The sequence below is a fragment of the Weeksella virosa DSM 16922 genome, assembly GCF_000189415.1.
In the GTDB taxonomy this organism is placed as follows: domain Bacteria; phylum Bacteroidota; class Bacteroidia; order Flavobacteriales; family Weeksellaceae; genus Weeksella; species Weeksella virosa.
On the sequence record NC_015144.1, the window covers coordinates 1,006,253 to 1,024,823 of the forward strand.

The following is an 18,571-nucleotide window of genomic DNA, read 5'->3' on the forward strand; positions in this document are numbered from 1 at the left end:
TGATATTTTTTATATATTTTATTATTTCGTCTGTATATTCACCCAAAAAAGGTCTTCCTGCGTATTGTGAAAAACGGATTGTTCTAGGGTTTTATTCTAAATAAAAGATTAAACTTTCTTTTTAATATAATTGTATGCCATACCTCCTCCCATTATCACTCTTGCTAATGTTAGGTTGATTGCAGCTCCTATAATCCCAAAATAGGATATGAGTGGATAAGCCAATACCAATCCTACAAGAGATGCCATTAATGTGTTTCTCATTACAATCTTATCTTTTCTGTTTACGATGAAATAATTCAATCCAAACACATCGTACAAAGTAATAAAGAATAAGCCTATTGAAAGAACAAGTAATACCCAAAAAGCATCAGCATCTTGAATGTTAAGATACCAAAAAACAATTTTATAAAATATTATTGGCGAAACTGCCAGAATTGCTCCTACTATAATCATTCCTTTCATATATTGTGCAAATCCAGCTTTGTTCCTATTTAGATATGGGAAAAACACACGAGAAATGACACTTATGACCATTACTCCTAAATCGATGATTTTTTTTATTGCATCGTACAATCCGACCGAACTTGTATTGGCTAAAACCCCTAATAAAAATGTACTTGTATTGTTGTACAGATTAGGTACAAACCGATTGATAAAAACAGGGAAGTTGCTTTTGAACGTCTGACGTATATATTTATTTTTGAGCCAAATGAATTTTAGCTTGTATTTTTTTATTAACAAATACTGCCCAATCAGTCCAGCGCCAATGTATCCTATACTATTGAGCAATGCATATTTCCAATAATCTTCTGGTGTTCTTACCAATATAAAAATACAAGCCGTGAAGAAAACCTTAATTCCTACATTTAAGAAAGCTATAAATTTCATTTTCTCAATGCCCTGGAAAAACCATTCTGGGAATAGCACATAGCCAAAAAGCATCAATGCTGAACAAAAAAACACTGTCTTTTCTTCATAAAAAGGAAGATAGGCGAAAACAATGATCCCGATTATGAGCCATGAGAAAAGTAGTAAGATTGATTTTACGATCAATACTTTACTGTATATGATATTGATTTTTTGGGGGCTATCCCTGAAAACTGCCACATCTCTGGTTGCCGTAATGGTGAAGCTATAATCGGTTACCGAAGAAAAATATGCAATTAATGAGGCGGCTAAAACCACTACTCCATACTTATCAAACCCTACCGTTTTTATCATGTAGGGTAACACAACCAACGGAAGGATTAGATTAATCACCTGCAAAGCGCCTAAAGAGAAAAAATTCTCTATAAGTGATTTTGCATCTTTATTTTTCAGAAGTTGTTTGATTTTGTTTTTCACGAGAGTTTGTTATATGCTTTGAACCACTTTACAAATTCTTTCACTCCTTCTGCGATACTGATTGTACTATCATACCCTAGTTGATTCAGTTTTGTAGTTTCTGCCCATGTTCTTGGTACATCTCCTGCTTGCATCGGCATCATATTTTTATCTGCTACTTTACCCAATTCTTTTTCTAATGTTTCGATGAACTGCATTAAGGATACTGGCGATCCATTCCCGATGTTGAAAAGCTGATAATATGGATGCTCTTGATCTTTGGCTGGTGGATTTTTTAAGGAGATGATAATCCCATTCACTATATCATCGATAAACGTAAAATCTCTACTCATATCGCCGTTATTAAAAACTTTGATTGGTCGATTTTCGGTTATCGCTGTAGCAAACAACATGGGTGCCATATCTGGTCGTCCGTACGGTCCGTACACTGTAAAAAAACGAAGTCCTGTTGTTGGCAATTGGTACAGATGACTGTAGGTGTGTGCTAGTAATTCGTTTGCTTTTTTGGTAGCTGCATACAAGCTTACAGGATAATCTACGCGATCCTCTTCCTCGAAAGGTGTTTTTGGGTTTTCGCCATAGACCGAAGAACTAGACGCATATACCAGGTGTTTTACCTTGGCATGACGACAACATTCTAATAAATTTACATAGCCTACTAAATTACTATCTACATAGGCCATAGGATTCTCTAAACTATATCGAACCCCTGCCTGTGCCGCTAAATGAATAACGGCATCAAACTGATGTTTCTCGAATAACGTTGGGAGGTTTTCTCGATCCTCTAGATTTAAGCGAATAAAAGAAAGATTCTTATACGTGGTAGATTGCGTTTCTTTCGTCCAAACTTCAGCATCCTCTCTACGGAAGCCTACGTCTTTTAATCGTGCGTATTTTAGATTTATGTCGTAATAATCGTTTATATTGTCTAAACCCACTACTTCATACCCTACCTCCATTAATTTTTTTACGGTAAAATAGCCAATAAAACCTGCGGCACCTGTAACTAAAACTTTTTGCATTTCTGATAAGCTCTAATCATTACCAAATAAATCTCTTGTATAGACTTTCTCTTTCACATCGTGTAATTCTTCTGCCATGCGGTTCGAGATAATTACATCGCATTCTTGTTTAAAGGCATTGAGGTCTTTGGTTACCCTTGATCCAAAGAAAGTTTCTTCTTGCATGGCGGGTTCATAAACAACGACTTCTATACCTTTTGCTTTGATGCGTTTCATGACGCCTTGTATTGCCGAAGCTCTAAAATTATCTGAACCCGATTTCATGATTAGGCGGTAAACCCCAACAATGTTTGGTTTTTTTGCTAAAACAGATTCGGCAATAAAATCCTTGCGCGTTCTGTTGGCATCTACAATAGCTTGAATGATGTTGTTCGGAACCGCATCGTAATTGGCTAATAACTGTTTGGTATCTTTGGGTAAACAATAACCGCCGTACCCAAAAGATGGATTATTGTAGTGCAACCCGATTCTTGGGTCTAATCCTACACCTTGTATTATTTGTTTACTATCTAAATTATAGGTTTGTGCATAAGTATCCAACTCATTGAAATAGGCAACACGCAGAGCCAAATAGGTATTCGAAAAAAGTTTGATTGCCTCTGCTTCGGTCGAATGTGTAAATAAGGTAGGAATATCTTTTTTTATAGCTCCTTCTTTTAATAAGTTAGCGAATACTTCTGCTCGCTCGCTTACTTCTCCTATAATAATTCTAGAAGGATAAAGATTGTCGTACAACGCTTTACCCTCTCTCAGAAACTCAGGAGAGAAAATCACATTCTCATACCCAAATCTATTTTTGATATCTTCTACGAAACCTACAGGAACGGTTGACTTGATAATTACAACAGCTTCTGGACAATAATCATTTACTTCTTGCAATACAGTCTCTACACTCGATGTGTTGAAGTAATTTGTTTTTTCGTCGTAATCTGTCGGGGTTGCAACTACCACATACGTTGCTCCTTCGTATGCTTCTTTTGCATCCAAAGTTGCCCTAAAATTCAATTCTTTATTCGCCAAAAAGTCAACAATCTCTTTATCTTCAATTGGTGATTTTTTTTGATTTAAAAGCTCTATTTTTTCGGGAACTATATCAAGAGCAACCACTTCGTTGTTTTGCGCCAATAAAATGGCATTCGACAAACCAACATAGCCTGTTCCTACAACGGTTATTTTCATTACTTTTTTTCAGTTTATAATCTACTATCTGCTTGTTCCAAGATTCCTTTTACATCATAAACTACGCCAACTTCTTTCAAGAATTGACTCAGATTCAAATCCAAAAACTCTCTATGGGCAACCGTCAAGATAATAACATCGAATTGTTTTTTATCGGATGAATCGTTTGAGGAGTGATCTGTGTCTGAGAAACATTCTTTGATATTTTGACAACTTTTGATTTCATACTCATGCATCACTTCTTCTGGGTTTGCCCAAGGATCGTAAGTTGTAACATCTATGCTATATTCTTCCAGTGCTCGAATCACATCTACTGCTTTGGTATTGCGTACATCGGGGCAGTTTTCTTTAAAGGTAATACCCAAATTCAGTACTTTGGCACCGTTTACTTTAATCCCTTTTTTGATCATGGCTTTCACTACTTGCGAAGCGACATACTCGCCCATGGAATCGTTAAGACGACGACCTGCTAAGATGATTTCGGGATGATAACCGTGTTCTTGTGCTTTTTGTGCTAAATAGTACGGATCTACACCAATGCAATGACCACCTACCAAACCTGGTTTGAAGGGTAAGAAATTCCATTTGGTTCCGGCTGCTTCTAGCACGGCATGCGTATCGATATCTAATAAATTAAAAATCTTTGCCAATTCATTGACAAACGCAATATTGATGTCGCGTTGAGAGTTCTCGATGACTTTGGCAGCTTCAGCTACTTTGATGGTCGGTGCTAAATGTGTACCTGCAGTAATTACTGATTTGTATAAATCGTTTACGATTTTACCTATCTCTGGAGTAGAGCCTGAGGTTACTTTTAGTATTTTTTCTACGGTATGTTCTTTATCTCCTGGGTTGATGCGCTCTGGAGAGTAACCTGCAAAGAAATCTTGATTGAATTTCAGTCCCGATACTCTTTCCAAAACGGGTACACATTCCTCTTCGGTAACACCAGGATATACGGTTGATTCGTAGATCACGATATCTCCTTTTTTCAGAACTTTACCGACTGTTTCTGATGATTTGTATAAAGGAGTTAGATCTGGTTTATTGTGTTTATCGACTGGTGTAGGAACGGTTACTACGTATATATTGGCATCTTTGATATCGTCTAAGTTTGCCGAACAAAATAATCCCTTAGTTTGTGTTGTATAAGGATTCTCTGTAACCAGTACAGATTGTAAAATAGCATCTTCAACTTCTAGTGTTGAGTCTGTACCGCTATTAAGTTCGGCAATTCGTGCTTGATTGATATCAAAACCTACTGTAGGGTATTTGGTTGCGAATAATCTCGCTAATGGTAATCCTACGTATCCTAATCCGATGACTGCTATTTTATGTTTGCTATTCATAATTTTATTTGTGTGTTTATTTTTTTGTTAAATGTGAACGCGTGAACTGTGGAATCGGAGAACTGTGGAATCGATTAATTGGTTAACTGATATACACTCTCCATGATTCATCTTCCTCCACGGTTAAACGAGTAACTGTGGAATCGGGGAATCGTGTAACTGTTTAATTGGTTAACTGATATACTCTCTCCACGATTCATCTTCCTCGACGGTTAAACGAGTAACTGTGGAATCGGGGAATCGTGTAACTGTTTAATTGGTTAACTGATATACTATCTCAACGATTAAACTCTCTCCACGATTAAACATCCTCCTTACTCCTTCAAATTTTCCCAATACCATTTTACAGCTTCTTTTAGACCTTTCCCTATCGTATGCGAGGGTTGATAGCCTAATAATCGCTGCGCTTTCTCTATCGATGCTAACGAGTGCGGAATATCTCCTACTCGGTTCGGGCCATGGATAACATCTACATTGGCAATCTCTACGTCGTATTCGCTTAGATATTCTTTCAGATATGCAACTAAGTCATTTAGCGTTGTTCGATCTCCTACAGCAGTATTGTAGACTGTGTTGATAGCTTCTGAGTTGGTTGTCAGCATTGCCAGCTCATTCATCTGGATTACATTGTCGATGTAGGTAAAATCTCTCGAATAATCACCTGTACCGTTGATGGTAGGCGATTTGTGGTTCATGAATTGTTTCACAAACAAAGGAATCACAGCTGCATACGCTCCGTTGGGATCTTGACGTCGTCCAAATACATTGAAATAACGTAAACCAATGCACGATAAACCATATGTTTTACTGAATACATCGGCATACAGTTCATTTACGTACTTGGTTATAGCGTACGGTGACAAAGGTTTCCCGATGACATCTTCTATTTTTGGTAAACTTTCTGAGTCGCCATAGGTAGACGATGATGCTGCATACACAAAACGTTTGACTCTCGCATCACGAGCTGCTACCAACATATTGAGGAAACCCGACACATTGACTTCGTTGGAAGTAATTGGATCATTGATTGAACGAGGAACCGAACCTAAAGCTGCTTGATGCAACACATAATCCACTCCTTCTACTGCTTTTTTACAAGTCTCTAAATCACGAATATCTCCCTCGATTAATTGATAATTCGAGTTAGCAAAGAAAGGTTCGATATTGTGACGATGCCCTGTTGCAAAATTATCTAAACATCTTACTTGGTAGCCTTTGGCTAAAAAATATTCAGTGAGGTTAGAGCCGATAAATCCAGCTCCTCCGGTGATAAGAATCTTTTCCATGAATTGATTTTATTCTATACAAGATAAAAGAGTATTCGCTCTTTTATACTATTTGATTGAAAACTCTTTATTTATTGAACTTTCTTCAATTTTAAATTTTCTTTTTCAAAAACAACTTTTCGTAATGAGGTACTCGAGAAACGGTGATCTCTGCTATTGTAATACAACTCGATTCCTTTCTCTTCACAATACTCTCGTCCAGTGAAATTCTTGTCTTTATATTCTTCTCCCAAAATACGAACATCGATTTTGAACGATCGTAAGATGTCTTCTAAGTCTTGTTCGGTTGCATAAGGAACAATCTCATCAATATATTTACAAGCTTTGAGTTGTATATAACGTTCAACCACGGTTTGAGTTGGACGGTTCTTTTCTGGACGGTCAATGGTTGGGTCGGTTTGTAAGCCAACAATCAAATAATCGCATTGGGCTTTTGCATCTTCTAGCATTTTCACATGTCCAGCATGCAGTAAATCAAAAGCACTGAACGTAATTCCTACTTTTTTGTTTTCCATAATCGATGTTTCTTAATAATAAAGTCTAGGTTGTAATTATTGTTATATTCTAGAATAGTCATCTTCTATTCTCACGATGTCATCTTCATCAAAAGATTCGCCAAACTGTACTTCGATAAAAATTAAAGGGATTTTTCCTATGTTTTCTATACGATGTTTTGCATTCAAAGGGATTTCGACTACTTGACCAGGATGATAAAGTGTTTCTACATCGTCTAATGTTACTTTTGCTTCACCTTGGATAATGGTCCAAACCTCTGCTCGATAACGATGATATTGGTACGATAAACGCGCACCTACATTCACCTCTATTCGTTTTACTTTATGGGTTTCAGTGGCCTCTAATACATAATATGAGCCCCATGGTCGTTGTCCAATCTCCATCAGTGACTAAGAATTTAAGCTACAAATATACAAAAACTAGGACACGAAAAGTTAAGATAATTTGAAGAATAAAAAAAGCCTTTTAAAAAAAAGGCTTTTTTGTGGTGCCTCCAGGAATCGAACCAGGGACACAAGGATTTTCAGTCCTTTGCTCTACCAACTGAGCTAAGGCACCAACTCATCTGGGACTGCAAATATAAGGATTCATTTTTCATTTATCCAAATATATTTTTGTTTTTTCAGAAGTTTAGGGATTATCTTATTCGAAATCAATTTTATAAAAAAACCTTCCTACCAAAAAAATGGCAAAAAGGTTTCTGATACTTAGTATATGTTTACCTTAGGCTTGTGACGGAACGAAACGGTCGAATGCTTCTTGAATGATTTGCAAAGCTTGCTCTTTATCACCGTAACCTTCTACGACACAAGTTTTGTTTTCTAAATCTTTGTAAGTTTTGAAGAAATGCTCTACTGCTTTCAGCGTATGCGAATTCATATCCTCGATGTTCTCTAACTGATTCCATGTTGGGTCTGCTACTGGCACACAAATAATTTTTTCGTCGCGACCTTTGTCATCCGACATGTTCAATACGCCAATTGGCTTCACTTCGATAAGACATCCTGGGAATGTAGGTTCGGTTAAGAATACCAAAACATCCAAAGGATCACCGTCTAGACCTAGAGTATCGGGTACAAAACCGTAATCTGCTGGATAAAACATTGGTGAATACAATACACGATCGAAACGAATCATTCCTGTTTCGTGGTCCATTTCGTATTTGTTGCGAGATCCGCGTGGGATTTCGATGATTGCGTCAAATGTCATTTAAACTATGTTTTTTTATTCTATTATTAATTTCGTTGTATTTCCTACCTAGAATGTCCATTGGGTTCCGATAGTGACGCCAAATTTACGAACATCTGGCAAATTATTATAATTTCCTCGCCAATTAAAATCAATTCGTAACGGACGAATGTTTCCGATTCCGATATTTTCTATTCCAAATCCATATTCGAAATAGATTTGTTCATGGGGTGCAATATAATTGATTGTCGATCGGTTGAGGTCTTTGGTTGCTTGAGAAATATTACCGGTTGCGGCTCGCAAGAAACCAACTTCGCGTAATTTTAGTTTTTTGAGTAATGGTATTTTATTGAATAGCCAGCCATTGAAATGATGCTCCCATTGCAAAGAGGCATATTCATCGGTGACAAATTCATAATAATCCAACTGCGAGAAAGTCCCTTGTACCGATCCATAGCTTTCGTTCCCGGGCAATGCACTAAGCAAACTCAACGGTACTGCCTGAAAGGTTTTTCCGGCTTCTACGGTGATCCATGTTTTTCCGAATGATCCTATCAAAATTGGTTGATTGTATCGGAATTGTAGTTTATCGTAAGCAAAATCAGAATCCATCACGCCTTTCAGTCCTCTTGTATAACGCATCATTATGGTTGCTGCCAAGGTACTGACCTCGTGACGATCGATTCCCCACTGTGCATATTTGGCTTTTGGTCGTGCAATAATCGAGAAACTTACACTCGAGTTGGTGAGGGTAGAATGTTCTTGATTGTTTTTTAAATAATTGATTTTGAATTCTTCTGTATTGGCAGATTTGATGCGTTGATAATTTCCATCGACCCGAAGGACTACATTTTTCCACGGTTCGATCGAAAGATATACATTGCTAATATTATGGTTACTGAGAAAAGCATTGTTGCCTCCTTGCGAAAGAATCGACGAGGAAGCAAAGCTGCGCGTCATGATGCCGTCTGAAGCTGTGAGCTGAGAACCCAATTGTTCCACATCTCGTTTGGTTCCTACCCCTATCTGAAAACGATTATACTGATTAAACATATAACGGGCTTCTACACCGTATTTGAATTTCTCATCTTTAAACCCGTAAGCCGTATAACCCGCCACACGCCACCTATCGTTTTGTGAAAAATAGGTTCTTGCACCGGCACGCAAACGAAAACCTTCTATTTTATTATAGCCAAAAGTCGAATACAGGTCTCCGATATCAAGAGAATTAAATAGATTGTAATAACCCGAACTTAAAGTTTCTATACCTTTAACAATTCGTTTGAATTTCGGTACCTTGTTGAGTTCTTCTAGTGTTCGATACACTCCTTTTTCTTCTTCGGTGAGTTCACTCGGTCGGTTCGTTACCCAAAATTCATCGTTTTGCAGATTGATTACCGATTTGGATGGGTCTAACTTTTCTTCATAAAACGCTTGTGGAAATCGTGTCTTGAAATCGTATTGATAATAATCGACTGTTCGATGAACAAACAATCCTTTGCTGTTTTCTTTTTTGTTGAGCAACGACATGTCCATCATCGAATAATAGCGCAACGGATAATATACCTCATCACTTTCTATTTCGTATAGTAGATCTAAAAAGATATTGCGAACAAAGTTTACATTCATGTCTTTGGTGCTTTCCATCACGATTTCTTTCACGGCAAAATGTTCTGTGCTGATATAAATATCTCCCTTGAAGGTATATTCGCCTAATCGTCGTGGATAATATTTTATTCGATAACTCAATTCACCATCAATATCCAAGGTATCCCGCAGTTCGTATTCGTAAGTGGCAAAACCATCTTTAGCTATCGGACTCACAAAATTGATGTCTAAAAAGTTGAGTCGATTATCGTAAATATTGATTTCTCGAAAGAGATTTTTCACTGTTTGGGCGACCAGCTCATTGTTATCAAAACCAGATGTTTTGTTGCCCAATAATTCTTTTCTTTGGGTTTTGTTGGGTAGATTAGTCCCCGAAACACGGTAAATAGATTCATTGAGGAAGGCTGGTAAATAGGTTTTCCCGTTGATAGCCGAAGTATCCATCCGTTCGAAAATAAACTCCATCTTGCGGAAGATTTTTTGCTTCATAAAAGTGCTGTCGATATTACTAAGATCGAATTGCAGTTTTTCGTATTCTTTGTAATCGTATTGCGGAACCGTTTCTAATCCATTTTTTCGATTCTTTTCCCACACTTTGCGCAAAATAGCATAGGCTGGATTTTCTTTTTTTTTGTATCGTTGTTTCTTTTGAGTTACAACTGCTCCTTGCAATTCTATTGCACCCGAATCGTCGGTCATCCAACGATCATCTTCTTTATCGGGTTGCAGAAACAACTGAAAATTATAATTGATTTTGTTCTCCAAAGTAACCTTTCGGTCTTGGTATCCGTATTTACTTATCACTAAAAAAGTAGCATCTGTCTTCGATTCTATATAAAAAGTACCATCTGTATTTGTAGTGGTAACCAATTTTAGTTCAGGTAAAGATACATCTGCATAGGCAACTGGTTGCTGATTGAGAGAATCGTAAATCGTTCCCTGGATTTTTACTTGTGCCTGTAAGAACCACATGCTCAAAAATAATTGAATTACAAATAATTTCTTCATAAGTAGAAATAACGAAGTCTAGCAAATTGTATGCTAGACTCGTAGGTTATGGATATTATTTTTATCTCTATTTACATTTTTGGGAGTTGGATAATTCTTGATTCCGAAAGGTTTATGCGTCTTTATTCTTATAAAGTCTTGCATAGCCTCCTACCGAAACCTGTTAGAACATCTACCCAATGCTATTGAGATTTATTTATACATCACAGTTTTCAAAGCTTCTACTACCTCTTTTACTTGTGGGTACCATAGCTCGAAAAGATTTGGTGCATACGGTGCCGAGGTATCTTTGGTATTGATACGGATAATTGGTGCATCTAGATAATCGAATGCTTTTTTCTGTACCATGTAAGTTATTTCTGAAGCAACATTGGCAAACGGCCATGCTTCCTCTAAAATTACCAAGCGATTGGTTTTCTTCACCGACTGGAAGATTGTTTCATAATCCAAAGGACGTACTGTGCGTAAATCGATGATTTCTACCTCTATTCCGTCTTTTGCCAATTCGTCGGCAGCAGCATACGCTTGCTTGATTACTTTACCATAAGAAACAAGGGTTACATCTTTTCCTGCTCGTTTGATATCGGCTTTACCAATCGGAATTAAATATTCTTCTTCCGGAATTTCCATTTTGTCACCGTACATCTGCTCAGATTCCATGAAAATAACTGGATCATTGTCACGTATAGCACTCTTCAATAAACCTTTTGCATCATAGGGATTAGACGGTACAACGACTTTCAGTCCCGGAACATTTGCATACCAACTATCGAATGCTTGTGAGTGGGTTGCTCCTAACTGACCTGCAGAAGCGGTAGGCCCACGGAAAACAATCGGACAGTTGAATTGCCCTCCTGACATCTGGTAAATTTTAGCTGCGTTGTTGATTATCTGATCAATGGCAACCAATGAAAAGTTAAACGTCATGAATTCGATAATTGGTCGTAAACCCGTTAAGGTAGAGCCAACTCCTATTCCGGTAAAACCACCCTCAGAAATTGGGGTATCCAAAACTCTTCCTGGTCCGAATTCATCCAACATACCTTTCGAAGCTTTGTAAGCACCATTGTATTCGGCCACTTCTTCACCCATCAAATATACGGAAGCATCACGTCTCATTTCTTCGCTCATCGCTTCGGCGATAACTTCCCTAAATGTTTTTATTGCCATCTGATTTGTTACTTAATTTTTCTAATGACAAATGTAAACAATTTTGCTTTGTTTTGCTCAGTTTCTTCTTATACATTCTGAAAAAAGAAGTATTTTTGGTCTTTTCTTTCGAGTTGCTTTTACCAAACCTCTCTATTTGCTTAGAAACAAGAGCATATACGAAATGTGAATAATTCTCGTTATCTGCAAGATGATTTTGTCTTTTTTGAGTAGGTAGCTAACGGAATGTTTTGGTAGAAAGAATCTGTTTATACTGAGTTTACTCGGAAGTACTATTTTTCGCTCACAGAATTATAGTAGCCCAAGACTACTCGACACGAGGCTGCAATTTTCCCAACCAAATGAATTTTAAATTTTTACTATATGGTACAACTAAAAAAACAATCGTATCCTTATCTTTTCGCAGCTGTTGCTTTGCTTTTTACGGCTTGTAACAATGATGATGATCACACGATTAGCGAACCCGAAGAAGTTGGCACATACGCCAAAGGATTTTTCATTCTGAACGAAGGAAACTCTTCGCCTACATCCTCATCGATTAGTTTCTTGAAAAATGGAACGATGAAAACGGATATTTTCCGGAAAGAAAACCCTAACTCACCAGAAATAGGTACGTATTTGCAATCGATGTTTTTCGACAAGAAGTATGCTTATATCATTTCGTCGAATTCGAATTCGGTAACCGTTGTTGATAAAAACACCTTTAAATATGTCAAAACCTACAACGAGAATTTAGACACGCCGCGTTATGGTTTGGTTCATAACGGAAAAGCGTATATTACCAATCAAGGTGCTTGGAATCTGAAAGATGATTTCGTCACGGTAATTGATTTGTCTAGTGGAAAGTCGGAAAAAATAATGGCCAATGATTACACAGAATTAATTACCGAAGAAAACAACAAAATCTATATATCGAACGGATATTACTCTGAAGGAACAACGGTAATGGTTCTCAACCCACAAAATAATCAGTTTGAAAAAAAGATTGATTTGGGCGAAAATAATTCGCCGATTGCATGGGAAGAAGAAAATAACTCGCTCTACATTCTTACAAGTGGTAAACGTTTATTGAAAATGAATTTGGTCAATCATCAAATTCAAACACAAGATTTGCCAAGTGATATTAGCATGGTGGGACATCTAAAAATCGAAGATGATTTCTTGTATTACACCTCGGCCAACAAAGTATATAAACAAAAGCTTGATAGTAAACTTAGTGAAACTCCTTTGTTTAGCTACGAATCGAGCTCGCAATACGGTGTGATGTATGGTTTCACGGTAGACGATAACCGAATTTATATTTCAGATGCAACCGACTTCAACTCGGATGGGCGTGTATTAGAATATTCGACAAACGGAAGTTTTATCAAAGAATACAAAACAGGAATTGCTCCGAATGGATTCTATAAAAACGATTAAAAAGATCGAAACCAAAAAACTTTTAATTAACCGAAATTTTCTTAGGAAAGTTTCGGTTTTTTTGATCAAATATTTGTTTCAGATTACGGCTATTGAATAACAGAATCGATAAAAAGATAAGACTATAAGCGATAATTTGCTCCAAAGAAACTGCCTCTTTGTAATAGAAAACAGCCAAAAGAAAATTGATAATCGGATTGAGATAAATCAGGATTCCGACTGTTGACGAATCGATACCTTTCAGGGCAAAATTATTGAGAATCATAGGAATTATCGTAAAGAGAATCACAACCAGCGCAATACTTTTATAGAAGCGAGTTTCGGTAGGAAAGGGTTCGCTTTTCCAACCATAAAAAGGCATTATCAAAACCGAAACAATCGTTAACTGAAGCATCAAGAGACTGAAGCTATCAAATCGATTGAGTCTTTTCTGAATAATGATATAGATAGAAAAACTAAGCGCTACAAAGAGACTGTAATACAACTCGCGAAAATGCCCGAAAGCCATGATGATACAGGCGAAAGTACTCAGCCCGATGGCAAACCATTTTTCTCGCCCGATATGGTCTTTCAGTATCAAAACGCTAAGCAATGTGGTAATTACCGGACAAATCAGATACGAAAGTGAGGCTGTTTGCACACTCACATGATTCATCACATAAATGAAAGCCAACCAATTAAACATCAACACAATAGAACTACCAAATAATCGTATAACCATTTGGTTTTGTTCTTTCTTGCTCAATGATCGATACAGTTGATAATCAGCTTCTATTTTCTTTCTTCTTAGAAAACATCCTACCAAAAGCAAAAGAATCGTACTGAAAAACAAACGATAGTATAAAATTTCCATCGACGGATAATCGCTGATTGGTCGCAAGCCAAAGGAAAAAAATCCCCAAAGAAAATAGGTGAGAATTGCGGCAAATAAGTACTTCGATTGCTTCATTTGGCAAAGTTAGTTTTTTAGCCAAATAATTAAACTTTTAACAATGGTTCATTTACAAAAAGAAACAATTGACCTACCTCTGGGTTTGATTATCAAACACAAAAAAAGCCTGAAAATTTTCAGGCGTTTATATTATTCTTCTTTTTCTGAGTCTTCTCTTAGATCTTCTTTAATTATTTTCACTTTCAGTAAAATAATTTCTACAGAATTACGGTACATCTTTATGATTTTCCCGGTATAAGCTTCCAAGTCAATCTCATCACCAACTTCCAAATCTCGATCATAGTAAACTTCGCTAATCAAACCAGCCAACGTATCGTAATGTTCGCTTTCTTCGAACTGATAAGGCAATAGGCGATTGATATCTATAATGGTTTTATGAGCATTTACTCGGTAAGCACCATCGGCAACCTTCGTAACTATTGGGTCTTCGTTATCATATTCGTCTTGTATTTCTCCTACGAGTTCTTCTAGAATATCTTCCATCGTTACTACACCGCTCATTTCTCCAACCTCATTGGTTACTACAGCCAACTGTAAGTGTTTTTTCTGAAATTGCTTCAGCACATTTTTTATCAAAGCCGACTCTGAAATAAAAATCGGTTCGCGCAACAAGCCACGGATATCAGTCTGGTTGGGGTTCGCCAATAGGGATTTCATTAAATCTTTTGTGTATAAAACACCCACAATATTGTCTAACGAATCTTCGTATACAGGATATCGAGAATACCCCTCTTGTATCGCATAATCAATCGATTCTTTTACGGTAGACTTGATCTCGATAGCTGAAACATTTTTACGCAAAGTCTGAATATTCAATACCCGACGATCATCAAACTCGAATACATTCTGAATGAGATTTCGTTCCGACTCTTCAATAGCACCACCTTCTTGACTTTCGGTAATAATCATTTTAAGTTCTTCTTCACTGTGGATTTCTCCTCCATGAATTGGTCTGATTCCAAAAACTCTAAGAATCATATTCGCAAAACCATTCATCAACCAAATAATTGGACGACAAACAAAATAGAAAATACGCAAAGGTAATGCAACCGTAAAGGTTGTTTTGGTAGGAAATTGAATTGCCAAAGACTTCGGTGCCAATTCCCCAAACACAATGTGCAAAATCGTGATGATGACAAATGCCGTTGGGAAAGCTACTTTGTTGGCAATGCTAATCCACTCTGGGCTATCTAAGCCTACCATCATAAAGATTTTTACGATGACTGGCGACAAAGAACTCTCCCCTACCCAACCCAAACCTAGAGAAGCCAAGGTAATCCCAAGTTGCGTAGCAGCTAAATAGGAGTCTAAGTTATTAACAATGATTTTTGCAGTAGAAGCCATTCGAGAGTTAATATCATGACTAACTTCTATTTGTGAACTTCTAACTTTTACGATTGCAAACTCTGCTGCAACAAAAAAACCATTCAATAAAACAAGGAAAATAGTTAATAACAGCTTGAAAACTGAAATTTCACCGGTGACATTGTGACCCACTGTTGTTGCCATCAACGTCATCATCTGGGAGTGTGTGTCCATTCTATATAATTAAAACTAACTCAGTTGATTTTTTTTAAGAGTTAGGAATCCGATTACCGAATTTAGTAATTTTTTGAATTCTAAGCAAAGTTAGAAAAATTTTAGATTCTTTGCCTTTTATTTTAATTTGATTGTTAAAGAGATTATTTTTGAGGGATGAATGATTGGATACTGAAAATAGAAAATCTAAGTTTGAGCTTTGGCCATAAGAAAGTTCTAGACCGCGTAAGCTTCACACTAAACAAAGGAGAAACCTTGGGTTTGGTAGGAGAATCTGGCAGCGGAAAATCGATTACATCATTGGCAATCATGGGCTTGCTCAATAAAAACGCAAACATAGATCCCGAGAGTAAAATTCTTTTCAAAACCAATAATCAACTCATCGACCTGACAAAAATCAACTCAAAAGAATATGCTTCTCTTCGTGGAAATTCATTAGGAATGATTTTTCAAGAACCGATGACTTCTCTCAATCCAAGTATTCGATGCGGTAAACAAGTCGAAGAATCTATTCTTTTGCATCAAAACCTCAACAACACACAAGCCAAAAAAAAAGTTTTAGCACTTTTCGAAAAAGTAAAACTTCCTAACCCAGAACGGATATACAAAGCCTACCCACATGAGTTATCTGGCGGGCAAAAACAACGCGTCATGATTGCGATGGCCATTAGCTGTGAGCCCGAAGTGCTAATCGCCGATGAACCCACTACTGCTTTGGATGTTACTGTACAAAAAGCAACCCTCGACTTACTGAAAGAATTGCAAATGACTGAGGGAATGAGTATGCTTTTTATTTCGCACGACTTAGGAGTAATTGCCAATGTGAGCGAAGAAGTTTTGGTGATGTATCAGGGGAAAGTTGTAGAACAAGGACGGGTAGAGACAATTTTTCATCAACCTGCTGAAAACTATACGAAAGGCTTAATTGCTTGTCGTCCGCGCCTAGATACACGCTATAAGCGTTTACCAACCGTAACAGATTTTATGAAAAATAAGGATTTCTATGCCGAAATTTATAGTGATGAAGAACGAGCTGCTGACCACCGAGCCTTATACGAACAAGCACCTTTACTAGAAGTGAAAAATCTAAAAAAATACTTCACACAATCGCATTGGTTTGGAAAAGAAGAGGTGCAAGTAAAAGCTGTAGATGACATTAGTTTCAAAGTATATCCTGGTGAAACACTTGGTTTGGTAGGAGAATCTGGAAGCGGAAAAACAACACTTTCACGCACCCTTCTTTTACTAGAAAAACCGACTAGTGGTGAAATCTATTTTCGAGGACAAGATATCTTAAAGATGAAAAAAGAAGATATTCGCCGATTACGAAAAGATATTCAAATCATCTTTCAGGATCCTTATTCGAGCCTAAATCCTCGTCATACCATTCAACACATTCTCACCGAACCGATGAAAATTCATGGTATAGGAAAAAGCAATAAAGAAAGAGTAGAAAAGGCAGCTCATTTGCTCGAAAAAGTAAATTTATCGGTAGAGGCATTGAAGAAATATCCTCACGAATTTTCGGGTGGGCAACGCCAGCGTATAGGAATTGCAAGAGCGCTGGCTCTAAAACCCCAATTCATTATATGCGACGAAAGTGTTTCTGCACTAGATGTATCTGTTCAGGCACAGGTACTGAACCTGCTGAACGATCTGAAAAAAGAATTTCATTTTACTTATATTTTTATTTCTCATGATTTGGCTGTCGTTAAATATATGAGCGATCAGCTTTTAGTGATGCAACACGGTCAAATGAAAGAATTAGCAGATGCGGACCAGGTATACAGTCATCCTAAAACAATATATACCAAAGAGTTAATAGAAGCAATACCAAAATTATGATCCTATGAATACAGTAAAAGATAAAGTAGCATATATAACGGGCGGTTCGAAAGGAATCGGTTTCGGAATCGCACACACCCTCATAGAAGCTGGCATGAAAGTGGCGATATCTGGGCGCGACAAAGAAAGCATCGAACAAGCAAAACACGCCTTGGGTAACCAAAATGTTTTGGCAATTGTGTCGGTTGTAGAAATTATGAAGACGAAGTAAAAGCCATCGAAACAATTGTAAAAGAATTTGGCAAAGTTGATGTAGTAATTGCCAATGCCGGATTGGGAAAATTCGCCCCAATAGATCAACTTGCTTTAGAAGACTGGCACTCGATGATAGACACCAATCTAACGGGTGTTTTCCATACCCTAAAAGCTTCAGTAGAACAACTCAAAGAACATAAAGGATATTATATAACAATTGCTAGTTTGGCCGGTACGAACTTTTTTGCAAATGGCACAGCTTACAATGCCTCTAAGTTTGGTGTAGTAGGGTTTACACAAGCTGCCATGCTCGATTTACGTAATTATGACGTGAAATGTACCACAATTTTGCCCGGATCGGTAACCTCACATTTCAATGGTCATGTACCAAACGAAAAAGATGCCTGGAAAATCCAACCAGAAGATATGGGGCAGCTGATTGTAGATTTACTAAAAATGAATGCCAATGTACTTCCTAGTAAAATAGAAATCCGCCCGACCAAAACAACTTTATAAGTTTGTGAAACACACATCTCTTATAAAAAATAAAAAAAAGCAACACGATATTTCATGTTGCTTTTTAACTATTTTTCTGGCACTGATTATCTTTTTCTTTCGACAGGCTCTGCCTTCAAAGTAGCTTCTTTTACCGCTGAAACTGGTTGAGTTGCTTTTTGTTGGTAATGAGAAGAATTTTTCAGTGTAGCTGCCTTTCCTTGAGTATTAACAGCTTTGCTTTCTTTTGTTGGGTTCTCTTGTTTTTGAAACTTTTTTGAAGGACCTTGTTGCGCAAATGCTACTGCCGCAACAGAAAATAACGATAATAAAAGTAATTTTTTCATATTGTGTAATTTTGAATTGTAGTAAATATAATTAAAATATAAATATAAAAACAATATTTCTGATTAATTCTTATAAAATAACAGTTTTATTATAAATTTGTATACC

Annotated in this window: 15 protein-coding genes, 1 tRNA gene and 1 pseudogene; 3 read left to right on the forward strand and 14 right to left on the reverse strand. The window is 37.0% G+C overall.

Features of this window, described 5'->3' with window-relative positions:
* Positions 1-108 precede the first annotated feature (108 nt).
* The 11 genes from WEEVI_RS04940 to WEEVI_RS04990 all read right to left on the reverse strand — a co-directional run bounded on the left by WEEVI_RS04940 (position 109) and on the right by WEEVI_RS04990 (position 11,673).
* Positions 109-1,347 (reverse strand): oligosaccharide flippase family protein, encoded by a 1,239-nt coding sequence (locus WEEVI_RS04940; protein WP_013598059.1) that lies wholly within the window; start codon positions 1,345-1,347, stop codon positions 109-111.
* Positions 1,344-2,369 (reverse strand): NAD-dependent epimerase, encoded by a 1,026-nt coding sequence (locus tag WEEVI_RS04945; RefSeq protein WP_013598060.1) that lies wholly within the window; start codon positions 2,367-2,369, stop codon positions 1,344-1,346. Before WEEVI_RS04945 ends, WEEVI_RS04940 begins: the two co-directional genes overlap by 4 nt.
* A 12-nt stretch (positions 2,370-2,381) precedes the next feature.
* On the reverse strand, positions 2,382-3,548 hold the full coding sequence (locus tag WEEVI_RS04950; RefSeq protein ID WP_013598061.1) for a nucleotide sugar dehydrogenase: 1,167 nt from the start codon (positions 3,546-3,548) through the stop codon (positions 2,382-2,384).
* Positions 3,549-3,562: 14 nt separating this feature from the next.
* Positions 3,563-4,897 carry a nucleotide sugar dehydrogenase gene (locus WEEVI_RS04955; protein ID WP_013598062.1) on the reverse strand — a complete coding sequence of 445 codons (1,335 nt, stop codon included), beginning with the start codon at positions 4,895-4,897 and terminating at the stop codon, positions 3,563-3,565.
* A 314-nt stretch (positions 4,898-5,211) separates the two neighbouring features.
* Positions 5,212-6,183, reverse strand: a complete 972-nt coding sequence (locus WEEVI_RS04960; RefSeq protein ID WP_013598063.1) for an SDR family oxidoreductase — start codon at positions 6,181-6,183, stop codon at positions 5,212-5,214.
* Positions 6,184-6,254: 71 nt separating this feature from the next.
* Positions 6,255-6,698, reverse strand: a complete 444-nt coding sequence (locus WEEVI_RS04965) for an adenylyltransferase/cytidyltransferase family protein (RefSeq protein WP_013598064.1) — start codon at positions 6,696-6,698, stop codon at positions 6,255-6,257.
* Positions 6,699-6,740: 42 nt separating this feature from the next.
* Complete coding sequence (locus tag WEEVI_RS04970; protein WP_013598065.1) at positions 6,741-7,082, reverse strand: phosphomannose isomerase type II C-terminal cupin domain; 342 nt, start codon at positions 7,080-7,082, stop codon at positions 6,741-6,743.
* A gap of 102 nt (positions 7,083-7,184) precedes the next feature.
* Positions 7,185-7,257 (reverse strand) — tRNA-Phe (locus WEEVI_RS04975).
* A 165-nt stretch (positions 7,258-7,422) separates the two neighbouring features.
* Positions 7,423-7,908: an inorganic diphosphatase gene (locus WEEVI_RS04980; RefSeq protein ID WP_013598066.1), complete on the reverse strand. Its 486-nt coding sequence runs from the start codon at positions 7,906-7,908 to the stop codon at positions 7,423-7,425.
* Positions 7,909-7,956: 48 nt separating this feature from the next.
* Positions 7,957-10,503 (reverse strand): DUF5686 family protein, encoded by a 2,547-nt coding sequence (locus WEEVI_RS04985; RefSeq protein ID WP_013598067.1) that lies wholly within the window; start codon positions 10,501-10,503, stop codon positions 7,957-7,959.
* 192 nt (positions 10,504-10,695) lie between these two features.
* Positions 10,696-11,673 carry a pyruvate dehydrogenase complex E1 component subunit beta gene (locus WEEVI_RS04990; RefSeq protein ID WP_013598068.1) on the reverse strand — a complete coding sequence of 326 codons (978 nt, stop codon included), beginning with the start codon at positions 11,671-11,673 and terminating at the stop codon, positions 10,696-10,698.
* 363 nt (positions 11,674-12,036) lie between these two features.
* Between WEEVI_RS04990 and WEEVI_RS04995 the strand changes: the two genes are divergently transcribed.
* A complete protein-coding gene (locus tag WEEVI_RS04995; protein WP_013598069.1) occupies positions 12,037-13,092 on the forward strand; it encodes a YncE family protein in 1,056 nt (351 codons plus the stop codon).
* A 22-nt stretch (positions 13,093-13,114) separates the two neighbouring features.
* On the opposite strand, the gene WEEVI_RS05000 is transcribed toward WEEVI_RS04995, so the two are convergent.
* Together WEEVI_RS05000 and WEEVI_RS05005 are read right to left on the reverse strand one after the other, a co-directional pair.
* Entirely contained in the window at positions 13,115-14,041 is a 927-nt protein-coding gene (locus WEEVI_RS05000; RefSeq protein ID WP_013598070.1) for an EamA family transporter, read from the reverse strand.
* Between the two features lie 132 nt (positions 14,042-14,173).
* Positions 14,174-15,583 carry a hemolysin family protein gene (locus WEEVI_RS05005; protein ID WP_013598071.1) on the reverse strand — a complete coding sequence of 470 codons (1,410 nt, stop codon included), beginning with the start codon at positions 15,581-15,583 and terminating at the stop codon, positions 14,174-14,176.
* A 156-nt stretch (positions 15,584-15,739) separates the two neighbouring features.
* Between WEEVI_RS05005 and WEEVI_RS05010 the strand changes: the two genes are divergently transcribed.
* Both WEEVI_RS05010 and WEEVI_RS05015 read left to right on the forward strand, forming a co-directional pair.
* A complete protein-coding gene (locus WEEVI_RS05010) occupies positions 15,740-17,428 on the forward strand; it encodes an ABC transporter ATP-binding protein (RefSeq protein ID WP_013598072.1) in 1,689 nt (562 codons plus the stop codon).
* 4 nt (positions 17,429-17,432) lie between these two features.
* Positions 17,433-18,139 (forward strand): annotated as a pseudogene (locus tag WEEVI_RS05015) (SDR family oxidoreductase).
* An 86-nt stretch (positions 18,140-18,225) separates the two neighbouring features.
* Here WEEVI_RS05015 and WEEVI_RS05020 read toward each other — a convergent pair.
* The gene (locus WEEVI_RS05020) at positions 18,226-18,465 is read right to left on the reverse strand and encodes a hypothetical protein (RefSeq protein ID WP_013598073.1); all 240 of its coding nucleotides are present in this window, start codon (positions 18,463-18,465) and stop codon (positions 18,226-18,228) included.
* Between the last annotated feature and the right edge of the window lie 106 nt (positions 18,466-18,571).